Origin of the sequence: Pedobacter polaris (genome assembly GCF_005116505.1) — a bacterium.
Taxonomy (GTDB): domain Bacteria; phylum Bacteroidota; class Bacteroidia; order Sphingobacteriales; family Sphingobacteriaceae; genus Pedobacter; species Pedobacter polaris.
In genome coordinates this window covers 224,135-236,183 of record NZ_SWBR01000005.1, presented here as the reverse complement: position 1 = coordinate 236,183, position 12,049 = coordinate 224,135, and the positions used below count along the sequence as shown (strand labels likewise).

Annotated in this window: 13 protein-coding genes and 1 tRNA gene; 6 read left to right on the top strand and 8 right to left on the bottom strand. The window is 35.5% G+C overall.

What is annotated here, in order from left to right; translation table 11 throughout:
* Window positions 1-87: 87 nt before the first annotated feature.
* Together FA048_RS17820 and FA048_RS17815 are read right to left on the bottom strand one after the other, a co-directional pair.
* Window positions 88-978 carry an alpha/beta hydrolase family protein gene (locus tag FA048_RS17820; protein ID WP_136843656.1) on the bottom strand — a complete coding sequence of 297 codons (891 nt, stop codon included), beginning with the start codon at window positions 976-978 and terminating at the stop codon, window positions 88-90.
* Window positions 979-1,201: 223 nt separating this feature from the next.
* Window positions 1,202-1,274, bottom strand: a tRNA-Phe gene (locus FA048_RS17815).
* Between the two features lie 236 nt (window positions 1,275-1,510).
* Between FA048_RS17815 and FA048_RS17810 the strand changes: the two genes are divergently transcribed.
* Together FA048_RS17810 and FA048_RS17805 are read left to right on the top strand one after the other, a co-directional pair.
* The gene (locus FA048_RS17810) at window positions 1,511-2,806 is read left to right on the top strand and encodes a (Fe-S)-binding protein (protein WP_136843654.1); all 1,296 of its coding nucleotides are present in this window, start codon (window positions 1,511-1,513) and stop codon (window positions 2,804-2,806) included.
* 137 nt (window positions 2,807-2,943) lie between these two features.
* Window positions 2,944-3,732, top strand: coding sequence for a (Fe-S)-binding protein (locus FA048_RS17805; RefSeq protein WP_136843652.1), 789 nt, complete (start codon window positions 2,944-2,946; stop codon window positions 3,730-3,732).
* Window positions 3,733-3,794: 62 nt separating this feature from the next.
* Here the strand turns inward: FA048_RS17805 and FA048_RS17800 are convergent, their stop codons facing one another.
* Window positions 3,795-4,583, bottom strand: a complete 789-nt coding sequence (locus FA048_RS17800; RefSeq protein WP_136843650.1) for a DUF3050 domain-containing protein — start codon at window positions 4,581-4,583, stop codon at window positions 3,795-3,797.
* A 79-nt stretch (window positions 4,584-4,662) separates the two neighbouring features.
* Window positions 4,663-5,142 (bottom strand): hypothetical protein, encoded by a 480-nt coding sequence (locus tag FA048_RS17795; RefSeq protein WP_136843648.1) that lies wholly within the window; start codon window positions 5,140-5,142, stop codon window positions 4,663-4,665.
* A gap of 35 nt (window positions 5,143-5,177) precedes the next feature.
* Between FA048_RS17795 and FA048_RS17790 the strand changes: the two genes are divergently transcribed.
* Complete coding sequence (locus FA048_RS17790) at window positions 5,178-5,678, top strand: ABC transporter ATPase (protein ID WP_225872575.1); 501 nt, start codon at window positions 5,178-5,180, stop codon at window positions 5,676-5,678.
* 176 nt (window positions 5,679-5,854) lie between these two features.
* Complete coding sequence (locus FA048_RS17785) at window positions 5,855-8,284, top strand: AsmA-like C-terminal region-containing protein (protein ID WP_136843646.1); 2,430 nt, start codon at window positions 5,855-5,857, stop codon at window positions 8,282-8,284.
* Between the two features lie 90 nt (window positions 8,285-8,374).
* Here the strand turns inward: FA048_RS17785 and mtgA are convergent, their stop codons facing one another.
* Window positions 8,375-9,094, bottom strand: a complete 720-nt coding sequence (mtgA, locus tag FA048_RS17780) for a monofunctional biosynthetic peptidoglycan transglycosylase (protein ID WP_136843644.1) — start codon at window positions 9,092-9,094, stop codon at window positions 8,375-8,377.
* Window positions 9,095-9,351: 257 nt separating this feature from the next.
* On the opposite strand from mtgA, the gene FA048_RS17775 reads away from it, so the two are divergent.
* Both FA048_RS17775 and FA048_RS17770 read left to right on the top strand, forming a co-directional pair.
* Window positions 9,352-10,155 (top strand): 3-keto-disaccharide hydrolase, encoded by an 804-nt coding sequence (locus FA048_RS17775; protein WP_136843642.1) that lies wholly within the window; start codon window positions 9,352-9,354, stop codon window positions 10,153-10,155.
* Between the two features lies 1 nt (window position 10,156).
* Window positions 10,157-10,561 carry a DUF1801 domain-containing protein gene (locus FA048_RS17770; RefSeq protein ID WP_136843640.1) on the top strand — a complete coding sequence of 135 codons (405 nt, stop codon included), beginning with the start codon at window positions 10,157-10,159 and terminating at the stop codon, window positions 10,559-10,561.
* Between the two features lie 348 nt (window positions 10,562-10,909).
* Here the strand turns inward: FA048_RS17770 and rplI are convergent, their stop codons facing one another.
* The 3 genes from rplI to rpsF are packed head-to-tail and all read right to left on the bottom strand — an operon-like array spanning window position 10,910 to window position 11,988.
* Window positions 10,910-11,353 carry a 50S ribosomal protein L9 gene (rplI, locus tag FA048_RS17765; RefSeq protein WP_136843638.1) on the bottom strand — a complete coding sequence of 148 codons (444 nt, stop codon included), beginning with the start codon at window positions 11,351-11,353 and terminating at the stop codon, window positions 10,910-10,912.
* A 9-nt stretch (window positions 11,354-11,362) separates the two neighbouring features.
* Window positions 11,363-11,626: a 30S ribosomal protein S18 gene (gene rpsR / locus FA048_RS17760; protein WP_136843636.1), complete on the bottom strand. Its 264-nt coding sequence runs from the start codon at window positions 11,624-11,626 to the stop codon at window positions 11,363-11,365.
* Window positions 11,626-11,988 carry a 30S ribosomal protein S6 gene (gene rpsF / locus FA048_RS17755; RefSeq protein ID WP_136843634.1) on the bottom strand — a complete coding sequence of 121 codons (363 nt, stop codon included), beginning with the start codon at window positions 11,986-11,988 and terminating at the stop codon, window positions 11,626-11,628. Before rpsF ends, rpsR begins: the two co-directional genes overlap by 1 nt.
* Window positions 11,989-12,049 lie beyond the last annotated feature (61 nt).

Genomic DNA, 12,049 nt, shown 5'->3' with positions numbered 1-12,049 from the left:
ACAAAACATTATTTGTATCTTATAACAATGCAAGCCGAAATAGAATTTCACCGCAACGTGTTAAATTAACAAGATTTATTATTGAGATTATTGAGGTTTCACATGCCCATTAATAGATTTAATCCATTTAATAGCTGCTTTTAGCGTTTCTTGTGATTTTGAGGAGGCCGTATTATGTCCCAAATCTGGAAATAACTGGTACTCGTATGGCTTACCTAGCGCTTTAAGTGTATTGAGGTGTTCTATTGATAAACCTACTGGAATTTGTATATCTTTTCCGCCAAAAATCCAAAGCCCTGGAATAGATAGCTTTGTGAGTACATCGTTCGGATCAGTGCCGATAAACTTATATTTATCAGCATCGTTGCGTATGTGTTCGCGTGCCTCAGCTTCAGTATGCGTTTCCCAAAATTTAGAATTTCCATTTGTATAAAACTGAAACCTCAATTGCTCGAGCGTTGTAACGACTGGTCCACTAAACAATACCATAAAGTTCACATTGCGATTTGTTTTTGCAGCAATAGGAATTACCCAGCCTGCCTGACTAAAACCCATTAAGCCTAATGGCCCATGAACAGCAGGAAGATGTGCCAAAAGAGTGTTGGAAGCAGCGCTTGCATCTAAAGCCAAAAGGGTAAGATTAGAAGAATCAATATTGTTAGTTCCTACTTCTGGACCAGCATAAACTCCTCCTGATTTTCCCACCCCACGTTTATCATAGGTTAATACTGCAATTCCGTTTTCAGCCAGAAAAGATGCCATTTTAACCATTCTTATTTCCTGCCCAGACCCGTGTACAAGAATTACTGCTGCATAAATATGTTTGGGTTTAAAGATAGTACCAGCAATAGAAACTCCTACACTTTTGAATTCGACATTTTCCATGGTGAAGTTCGGTGGGTAAGTAGAATCGGGTGTAGTTTGTGCAAATGCGCTAAAACATGCACAGCAAAGTAGCAGAAATAAATATGGTTTCATTGTTGTTAAATTAAAGGATTTGATGCCCCGTTATCAATACTATTTAAATGTAAAACAATATTACCCCAGGCAGAACACAGGTACAAACAAATGTGATGGAATAAGGGAAAAATGTGACGAAAGGAGGTTTATAGTTAGCATTATTAAACAACCAGAAACCTAGTATAACAAATCAAAACATCCTTAAACGCAAAAACCTCAACTTACGTTGAGGTTTTAAAGGTGGTGCCTGCTGGAATCGAACCAGCGACACAAGGATTTTCAGTCCTTTGCTCTACCGACTGAGCTAAGGCACCATCGCCCGTTTGGGATTGCAAATGTAGTTTCTTTTTTTAAAAACTAAAATATTTTTTCAATTTATTTCTACTATTTCAGTAACACCGAAGTATTCTCTCTAAATATCAAGGCATTACATTCTCAAAAAAAATCAAATTTATTCATATCGATTCTAAATTTTATAAATTATGCATGCATAGTAATATATATTAATTTAAAATATTTTAACTTAGCCTAACCAAGGAGCAAAGAAACTATGGCATCACAAATTATCTTTATCATCTTAGTCATTGCAGGCATAGCCTTATTTAGCTTTAATGTGCGCAAAGTTATTCGCAATATTAAAATCGGGAGACCTGCTGGTCGTAGCGATCAACCTGCAAAAAGGTTTATGACCATGCTCAAAGTGGCTTTCGGTCAGACTAAAATGGCGGCAAGACCAATTCCCTTTTTATTACACTTGGTGGTTTACTTGGGTTTCGTGATCATCAATCTGGAAGTGCTAGAGATTATGATTGATGGTATTTTTGGCACACACCGTGTATTTAATGGTTTAGGAGGTTTATATAATTTCTTAATTGGCTCTTTCGAGTTCTTAGCCTTAGGGGTTTGGTTGGCTTGTGCTATTTTCCTTATCCGCAGAAATATTTTAAAACTGAAACGTTTCGGAGGTGTAGAAATGAAAGCTTGGCCAAAGTCTGACGCCAACTACATTTTAATTACTGAAATTCTATTGATGTCTGCCTTCTTATTAATGAATGCTGCAGATTTCAAATTACAAGCATTGGGCGAAGCACATTACGTAACAGCTGGTTCTTTTCCAGTAAGTTCATGGTTGCAAGGCTTACTACCTGCTAGTGCATCGAGTTTAATTGTGATAGAGCGAGTGTGTTGGTGGTTCCATATCATTGGTATTTTTGCTTTTTTAAACTACCTACCCTATTCAAAACATTTCCACATCATATTTGCCTTCCCAAATACATACTTCTCTAATTTAGAGCCAAAAGGCGAATTTACCAATATGGCTAGTGTTACCAATGAGGTTAAAGCCATGCTTGATCCTTCTTTTGTACCCTCAGAAACTGCACCCGGTAAATTTGGGGCTAAAGACGTGAACGATTTAAGTTGGATTAATTTGATGAACGCTTATACCTGTACTGAGTGTGGCCGTTGTACTTCAGTTTGTCCGGCAAACATTACGGGCAAATTGTTATCGCCCCGCAAAATTATGATGGACACCCGCGACCGTATGGAAGAAGTGGGCAAGAACATAGATAAACATGGAGCTGAGCACCAAGATGGAAAAGCATTGTTAGACGATTACATCAGTCGTGAAGAAATTTGGGCTTGTACCAGCTGTAATGCTTGTACAGAGGCCTGTCCTATCAATATAGATCCTTTGGCAATTATAGTTGAGTTAAGAAGATTTGCTGTAATGGAAGAATCGGTTGCACCTGGAAGCATCAATGCCATGCTGGGTAATGTAGAAAACAATGGTGCCCCTTGGAAATATTCTCCTGCAGATAGATTGAATTGGGCTGAGCAGAGTTAGATTAAGGATAAAAGAGCAAGGAACAAGGAACAAGGAACAAAGATCAGAAAGTCATAAGACTGAAAGATTAAGAACAAAGAGAAAGATTAAGGAAGTTCAAGTCTTAATACTTGATACTAACTACTAAATACTTAAAAATGGAATTCAAAGTACCAACAATGGCCGAATTAATGGCTATGGGCGAAGAGCCTGAAATATTATTCTGGGTAGGTTGTGCAGGAAGTTACGATGAACGTGCACAAAAAATCACAAGAGATATCTGCAAGATTTTACATCATGTAGGCATCAAATATGCCGTATTGGGAACAGAAGAAAGTTGTACTGGAGACCCTGCTAAAAGGGCTGGAAACGAATTTCTATTCCAAATGCAAGCCATGACTAATATTGAGGTATTAAATGGCTATAACATTAAGAAAATAGTTACTGGTTGTCCCCATTGCTTCAACACCATTAAAAATGAATACCCAGGTTTAGGTGGTACGTATGAGGTAATTCACCATACCCAATTGATCCAAGATTTGATTAACGAAGGTAAGCTTAAAGCAGAAGGTGGTGAAAGTTTTAAAGGTAAAAAAATCACCTTCCATGACCCTTGTTATTTAGGTCGTGGAAATGGCGTTTATGAAGCTCCGCGTAAAGCATTGGAAGTATTAGATGCTCAATTGGTAGAGATGAAGCGTTGCAAAAGCAATGGCCTTTGCTGTGGAGCTGGTGGTGCCCAAATGTTTAAAGAGCCCGAAAAAGGTTTTAAAGACATCAATATTGAAAGAATTGAAGAGGCATTAGAAACACAACCAGCAATAATTGCTGCAGGTTGCCCATTTTGCATGACCATGTTAAGTGATGGTGTTAAATTAAAAGACAAAGACCAAGAAGTTAAAGTATTAGATATTGCTGAAATTACAGCAAGGGCTAATGGGCTATAAAAAAAATTCATCCTCAGCTTTTGAATATAGCTAAGATATTGATGATATTGAAAAATAAAACTCTATACTTCTGTTAACTTTCTATCCATAATTTCCTCTAAAACTCCATCCCACAAACTGATGCGTTTTTGAAGAGATTCTATGCTTGCTTTTTCGGCTTCAGCCCAGCGTTGTTCATCTGTACCGCAAAGCTTTGCAGTCATCTCAAGTGCCAAGTGACTATGGTGATCTCCATCAACTTCAATATGTCTCTCCAAATAATATTTAAAATCTGAAATGCTTTCTGGAAAATTTTTATGGATATCATTCACAATAGAGATAAACATGTTTGGAATTAAATCTTCCCTACCAAATGTAAAAACGGCAGATTGGATATAATCCTTATTGCTATTTATCACTTCAAAAGTATGCTCAACAAATTCTTTTGCTTTAGGCTGCACTGTAACAATATCGAGTGCCAAGGTTAAATTGCCATTTGCTTTTAAATGATCAACAAACTTTGCTATCTGATCAACGTCAGCTCCACATTGTTTCATGGCATCTAAATACATTTCAAAATGACTTTTTCTTATACCATTCCGATCTATATCAGACTCTTCTCCAGCAACAATTTCATTAATTAGATATCTTGTATCAGCAGCTCCTTTTGGAAACCAAGGAATAGACGTACAGGTCAAGTTATTTTGTAATGATTTTAACAATGACATAAAATCCCACACTGCAAAAATATGGTATTTCATAAAAATTTTAAGGTCGTCTATTTTCTTAATTGCAGCATATACTTTGTGATTAATAATCTCTTTCCTTAAAGGCTCTATTGCTTTTTGAAGTTTTGCTAGGTTCTCATTCATCTGGTGCAAAGATACCTCTCTACATTAATTAAGCTTTAAATATTTATTACTTATTTTACCAAAAAAGACCAATGACTGATTATTTATGCACCAACAATGTGGCATTCATTTTCTTAAAATTCTCTGCTAAGGCATTCAGTTCACTTACCTCAATATTTTTAAGCGGAATAACCATGTAAGTTCCCATTGAATCTATATCTCCGGCCCTATCATTTCTCGTTTGCACAATCACATCATCATTTTTGGTACGTAAATACAACTCCCCTTTTGTAGTAGTTCCATAATAATCCATGCTTTTTAAACGAGCGAGATTAAAAGCAAAATATTCCTGTTTTCCATTGTTAAATACCTTGCGATACCTACAAAAACCTGTGTTAGTAACATTAATTTCAAAGCGTTTAATATCCTTGATCTGGCTATCATTGTCATAATATTTGGTTAGGATATTTTGGATAATAACCGTATTTTCTTCAGGTAAATCGAAACCAGAAAAAACACAAAAAGCGATGCAAGCAGTAAAAGAAAACACAATTTTTAAGTTCAATGTAAACTTTTTCATCAGAGCGGAGTTTTAATAGAAGTAAATTAAATAAAATGATAAATTTGAATATGATTTTTTCTCCACAATCTAAAGTTTGGATTTACCAAAGCAACCGTCAGTTTACAGCTACAGAAACTGCAGAAATTCAACAGCAATTGGATGCTTTCACCGCACAATGGAAGGCTCATGGCCATCAGTTAAAAGCTAAGGGAGAAATCTTTTATAATTTCTTTATTGTGCTTACTGTAGATCAGGATGCAGCGTCAGCAACAGGTTGTTCTATCGATTCATCTGTTAGGCTAATTAAAGAGATTGAAAGCACTTATGGGGTAGATTTGTTTGATAGATTTAACATGGCTTACAAAATAGGTGATGAAGTACATGTAAATACTAAAGAAGATTTTGAGACTTTAATTACCATCAAAAAGATTGGTCCACAAACCATTGTTTTTAATAACCTTGTACAAACGTTAGCAGAATTTGAGCAGAAATGGGAAGTTCCCTTAGCAGAAAGTTGGCATAAAATGATTTTCTCTGAGCAATTGAGTGCATAATCCCCTAAAAGGGACATTTTTTCAATGTCAATTTGAGCTTGTCGAATACAATTTAAAAACTTGAAACGAAAAACGTGGCAAGATCAACATACCGCAGTACTTTCAAAAACCTTAACAATCATTAACAAACATTAGATATATTAATTTGTTATATTTATTAACATTAAACCATATCTATGTCTCGCTGGCTCAAAATTTCCCTTAAGATACTTGCTTCTCTTTTTGTACTGATCATTATCATTTGGTTAGGAGCGGCTTATTACATTAACCATAACAATAAAGCTATTTTAAATACCATTTTAACGCAACTAAATTCTAATGTGAATGGTAAAATAGAAGTTGCCAGTATGGAGACTACCCTGCTAAAAGGTTTCCCCGGGATATCTGTTTCACTAAAAAAAGTACAATTAAGAGATAGCTTATGGTCGCAGCACAAGCACGATTTGCTTCATGCTGATGATATTGACGTTTCTTTAAATATGTTCTCGTTAATGGCGGGCAATATTAACATTAATAAAATTGGGATCAATAATGCAGGTATTTACATTTATACAGATACCACAGGTTACAGCAACACTAGTATGTTTAAGTCTAAAAATACAGGCAAACCTGCAGATCCAAAAGACAAACAAGCATTTGAGATTAAACGTGTAGACTTTAATAATGTGAACCTGATTGTAGAAAATCAAAAACGATACAAATTATTCCATTTTTTAATAGACGAACTTAAAGGAAAAATAGATTATCCAGATTCTGGTTGGAATGGAAATCTGAAACTTAAAACGCTGGTTAAGAGTTTCGCTTTTAACACCAGAAAAGGTAGTTTTTTAAAAGATAAAAAATTAGAAGGCACTTTAATTGCACATTACAATAACGCAACAAAAGCAGTGACGATTGATCCGGAAAAGCTTACAATTGGTAATGATGAGTTTATTATTGGAGCAAAAATAGATTTGGCTAAAAATGAATCAGCTTTTGCTATAGATATTAGGGCTGATAAAATTCTTTATAAAAATATTGCCTTATTGCTGTCCCCCAATATATCATCAAAGCTATTGAAATTTGCAATAGATGAGCCAATTGCGGTTCTAGGGCACATTATAGATGATGGTAGTAAAATCAAAACCGATCCTTATATCAACGTTAGGATGACTGTTAAAGACAATACGGTAACTATTCCATCAGGGCAATTAACCAAATGCAATTTCTTAGGCACTTTTACCAATAAAGATAGCGTTGGCAAATCCATAGGGGATGAAAATTCTGCCATTCGCTTCTATAATTTAACAGCAGATTATTACAATGCTCCTTTAAAAGTGGATACATTTTCTATTACCAATTTAGCAAGACCTTTGGCCGCTGGACTTGTAACTTCACAATTTCCATTAGAAAAATTGAATAGTTCGATAGGAGGTGAAACATTTGACTTTAAAAATGGAACCGCTAATTTAAGGTTATACTGCAAAGCAGACATTGATAATTTTAGGTTTACCAAACCTGTTATTTCTGGAACAGTTGATATTAAAAATGCAGATATCACCTACATTCCTAGAAATATGAAACTGGTTAACAGCTCATTAACCTTAAACTTTAATCAGAAAGATTTAAACATAACAGGAAGTAGATTTCAATTAGGCAAAAGTGTATTAAACATGAATTGTTCGATACAGAATTTCCTTAATTTCTATTATACAGATCCAGAAAAGATTTTGGTAAATCTGAAACTAAGTAGTCCACAATTATATTTAAACGAGTTTATGCCGTTTTTAGGGACTAGAAAAAAAGTGAAAAGGAAACCTGTGAGTAAAAACGCTATCAAAGAAGTTTCTGATCAACTGAGTGCAGTTTTAGAAGCCTCTAAAGTAAACATTCAACTTAATGTAAATAAGGCCATCTACAAGCGCTTTGTAGCGACTAATCTGAATGCAAACATTGCAATGCTAACCGACGGCATATATTTTAATAAACTAAGCGTAAGTCATGCTGGTGGAAACTTAAGTATGACTGGTAATGTTAAACAATCTGGCACCATTAATAAGTTTGTGATGAATGCTGTGGTAAGCAAAGTAAATGTAAAGGAGTTCTTTTATGGTTTCGAAAATTTCGGACAGAATTCAATTACCAATCAGAATTTAAGAGGTTATTTATCTGCTAAAGTAAATGCTTCTGGCAGCATAACTGATAATGGAAGCATTGTTTCGAGATCGATGTATGGGCAAGTCATTTTTAACTTGAGCAAAGCTGCCTTAGTTAATTTCGAGCCGTTACAAAAGGTACAGAAGCTCGCATTTGCCAATAGAGATTTTTCAAATATTGCAATTGATAATTTAGATGGCACCTTAACTTTAAATGGAGATAAGATAGCCATTAGCCCAATGCAGGTGAATACAAGTGTACTTAACTTTAACATGAAAGGCATTTATGGTTTGGGCGCTGGAACAGATATAGCAATGGATATTCCGCTAAGGAACCCTAAAAAAGATGAAGAATTGACTAGTAAATCAGAAAAGAAACAAGCCAGAATGAAAGGTATTGTTTTACACCTGAAAGCAGTTGATGATGGTAAAGGTGGAATGAAAGTACGATGGAATAAGGATCATGATTAGAGCTAGAAGATGTGGAATGTAAATATAAAATCAAGTGTCTTCGACAAGCTCAGACTGACAATTAAAGCGTTTGATCTTCCTCTACTAACATTAAAAATCAAGCGGACCTAATCTTCTCATATTCCTCATGATGAGGTACTGCCTATGCCTAATGTAACCCGTTGGGTGTTTTGGTGTCCAGCGACGGGGGTTAGGGAAACAAGCAGCGATTAATGCCGCCTCACCCCTTCTTAAATTAGCACAAGATTTACCATAGTAAGCTTGCGATGCGGCTTCAGCACCATAAATGCCATCACCCATTTCTATTACATTCAAATAAACCTCAAGAATGCGCTCTTTACTCCATAATAATTCTATCAGCAAGGTGAAATAAGCCTCAAAACCCTTTCTAATATAAGATCTGCCTGGCCAAAGAAATACATTCTTAGCAGTTTGCTGAGAAATGGTACTTCCCCCTTTTATCTTTTTGCCTTTTGCATTATTAGCATAAGCTTTTTCAATTGCTTTAATATCGAAACCCATGTGCTGCAAAAAAAGCTGGTCTTCTGCAGATACCGCAGCACGTTTCATGTTATCAGAGATGTCTTCAAACTTAACCCATTTGCGATCAGCTTTGGCTACTTTACCCTCAGCTTTGCGCTCCCAATTTCTTTGCACCATTAATGGCGTAATTGGCGGATTAATGAACCGATAGGCTAAAACCCAAATCACACTCAACAGCACAAACCACAAAATAACTTTGCCAGTAACAATGGCAATGCGTTTAAATAAAGAAGGTTTACTAGTGGTTTTGCTTGTTCGTTTGGCCATTAGACCAAAGGTAGTAGTTTTTAATTACATAGATACATGGGCATATTAAGTTTAATCTATTAGCGGGTTCTCACCGATTGATAAATTTTCTTGCAGTCTAGCCAGTCAAAACCTACAAGCTCAGGATGAAAATTCTGGGTTTATTCGAGTGAATTTAAACTGTCATCCAGTCTTCCTTATCTTTTGATTAGATCCTAAACGATAAACCATTTGTTTCAATTGAATTTATACTTATTTTGGACATAAAATAACACATCATGAAAATCCTTGCTTATTGCGTTGCTGTAATTACCCTAATCATCTTTGCGTCTGCTAACCTAGCTAAAGAAAATGAAAAACCTGAATGGGTTTCTTTATTTAATGGTAAGGATATTAAGGACTGGAATGTAAAAATACATCGTCATGAGTACAACAAGAATTTCGGTAATACTTTTAGGGTTGAAGATGGATTGATTAAAGTAAGATACGATCAATATGGAGATTTTGATGATCAATTTGGACATCTTTATTATAAAACTCCTTTCTCCTATTATCATTTAAAGTTAGAATATCGTTTTATTGGTCAATTACACAATGGAGCCCCTAGTTATACTTTGCGCAATAGCGGCGTGATGTTTCATTCTCAAGACCCTAAAACAATGCCTAAAGAGCAAGATTGGCCAATTTCTATTGAAATGCAGTTTTTAGGAGGCTTAAGTGATGGTAAAGCCAGACCAACAGGCAACATGTGTTCACCAGGTACAAACGTAGTCTACAATGGAAAAATTGCAGCAGACCACTGCATCAATTCTACCTCAAAAACCTATGATGGCGATCAATGGGTAAAAGCAGAACTAATTGTATTAGGCGATTCGCTAATTACCCACATCATTAATGGCGATACAGTATTAAAATATTCAAAACCCCAAATTGGTGGAGATGTTGCCAATCGTTATGATCCTAAAATTAAAATAGATGGCAAATTATTAAAAAGTGGTTTTATCGCCTTGCAAAGTGAAGGGCAGCCTATTGATTTTAGAAAAATAGAAATTAAAGACCTAAGCACAGCTAGAAAGAAATAATATGGCAAAATCTACATTAAGCGATACCCAACAAGTTGAAGAACTTATCTCGAAATTAGATTTAGATATAAGAGAAACTGTTCAAACCATTAGAGCTATCATTTTAGCTACCGATCCAGAAATTAATGAACAGGTAAAATGGAATAGTCCAAGTTTTTACTATACCGGAGCGATGAAACCATTTGATCCGAAAGAATACAAAAGAGACATTGTGGTTTGTAACTTACATCGAGGTAAAATTTTGTTAGTTTTTCCTACAGGAGCAAAAGTTAAAGATAAGCTAAAAGGCAAAGATTACCCTGATGGAAGGAAAATCATTACTATAAATGGTTTAGCGGATGTAAAGACAAAACAAAAGGATTTACAACAGGTAATTAAAGATTGGTTAGCTATGGTAGAGAAGTAAAATCAACCGTCATATCGAAGAAGGAACGGCTGAGGTATCTTCCTTCCTAAAAACTGCTGGCTTACTGAAATGAAAGACAAGAGACTTCTCACTACACCGTGTTCCGTATCGAAGTGACGATGTGGTTTGCGTCATATCGACAGAGCGGAGCGACGAGATATCTCTTTCCTATTTCTTCTGGCTTATGCTTTCAATGATCATGTGCTCACTAACTTAGAGATTTCTCCTCCTGAAGAACTCGTTCGAAATGACGGTTATTAAAGACATAAAAAAACCGCTCCCGAAAATCGGAAGCGGTTAAATTTTATACTTGAGATCCTTCGACTAGTTCAGGATAACAAAGTAAGATTATTCAGCTACAACTTCGAAAGGAACTTTAACTTTCACTTCTTTGTGTAAGTTTAAGTTTGCGATATACTCGCCTACCATTTTAGGTTCAGTTTCGAAAGTAATACGACGACGATCAACTTCAAAGCCTTTAGCTTTTAAAGCATCAGCGATCATGATTGTATTTACAGCTCCAAAGATTTTACCAGTTTCACCAGCTTTAGCACCAATGCTTAATTTCACATCAGTTAAACGCTCAGCAATACCTTCAGCATCTTTCTTAATTTTATCTTGTTTAAAAGCAGCTTGCTTTAAGTTTTCTGCTAACACTTTTTTAGCAGATGGCGTAGCCAATTGTCCAAATCCCTGAGGAATTAAATAATTACGACCGTAACCTGGTTTTACATTAACGATATCGTCTTTCTCACCTAGTGATTTGATATCTTGCTTTAAAATAATTTCCATTCTCTGCGCTTATTTTAATTGGTCAGTAACAAAAGGCAACAAACCTACGTGTCTAGCACGTTTAACAGCTTGTGCAACTTTACGTTGAAATTTCAATGAAGTACCAGTTAAACGGCGAGGTAAAATTTTACCTTGATCATTGATGAATTTTAACAAGAAGTTTGCGTCTTTGTAATCAATATATTTAATTCCGTTTTTTCTGAAACGGCAATATTTTTTTCTGTTATCGTCCACTTTTGGAGCGGTAACATATTGTATTTGATCCTTTGCCATTATGCTCCAGCCTCCTCTTTCTTAGGTTTTTTGTTAAAAGCACCACTACGTTTTTTCTCGCTATAAGCAATCGCATGGCGATCTAATCTTACAGTTAAGAAACGTAAAACACGCTCATCACGTTTCAACGCTAGTTCTAACTTGTTAATTAATTCCCCTTCAGCTTTGTATTCTGTAAGGTGGAAAAATCCACTTGCTTTTTTTGCAATCGGATACGCTAATTTTCTCAAACCCCAATTGTCTTCTGCGACAATTTCGGCTCCGCTATCAGTAATAATGCTTTTGAATTTAGCTAATGCCTCTTTCGCAACATCTTCTGATAACAACGGGGTAAGAACGATAACAGTTTCGTACTGATTCATCTTTGTTATTTAATTGTTATTTAAAATTTAATTTCCGCTTTAAAACGGGTTGCAAATGTAG

What these genes read in the sequence shown, in the direction of transcription:
- FA048_RS17820 (WP_136843656.1), bottom strand. Translation starts at nt 978, where the DNA reads ATGAAACCATATTTATTTCTGCTACTTTGCTGTGCATGTTTTAGCGCA.
- FA048_RS17810 (WP_136843654.1), top strand. Translation starts at nt 1,511, where the DNA reads ATGGCATCACAAATTATCTTTATCATCTTAGTCATTGCAGGCATAGCC.
- FA048_RS17805 (WP_136843652.1), top strand. Translation starts at nt 2,944, where the DNA reads ATGGAATTCAAAGTACCAACAATGGCCGAATTAATGGCTATGGGCGAA.
- FA048_RS17800 (WP_136843650.1), bottom strand. Translation starts at nt 4,583, where the DNA reads ATGAATGAGAACCTAGCAAAACTTCAAAAAGCAATAGAGCCTTTAAGG.
- FA048_RS17795 (WP_136843648.1), bottom strand. Translation starts at nt 5,142, where the DNA reads ATGAAAAAGTTTACATTGAACTTAAAAATTGTGTTTTCTTTTACTGCT.
- FA048_RS17790 (WP_225872575.1), top strand. Translation starts at nt 5,178, where the DNA reads ATGATAAATTTGAATATGATTTTTTCTCCACAATCTAAAGTTTGGATT.
- FA048_RS17785 (WP_136843646.1), top strand. Translation starts at nt 5,855, where the DNA reads ATGTCTCGCTGGCTCAAAATTTCCCTTAAGATACTTGCTTCTCTTTTT.
- mtgA (WP_136843644.1), bottom strand. Translation starts at nt 9,094, where the DNA reads ATGGCCAAACGAACAAGCAAAACCACTAGTAAACCTTCTTTATTTAAA.
- FA048_RS17775 (WP_136843642.1), top strand. Translation starts at nt 9,352, where the DNA reads ATGAAAATCCTTGCTTATTGCGTTGCTGTAATTACCCTAATCATCTTT.
- FA048_RS17770 (WP_136843640.1), top strand. Translation starts at nt 10,157, where the DNA reads ATGGCAAAATCTACATTAAGCGATACCCAACAAGTTGAAGAACTTATC.
- rplI (WP_136843638.1), bottom strand. Translation starts at nt 11,353, where the DNA reads ATGGAAATTATTTTAAAGCAAGATATCAAATCACTAGGTGAGAAAGAC.
- rpsR (WP_136843636.1), bottom strand. Translation starts at nt 11,626, where the DNA reads ATGGCAAAGGATCAAATACAATATGTTACCGCTCCAAAAGTGGACGAT.
- rpsF (WP_136843634.1), bottom strand. Translation starts at nt 11,988, where the DNA reads ATGAATCAGTACGAAACTGTTATCGTTCTTACCCCGTTGTTATCAGAA.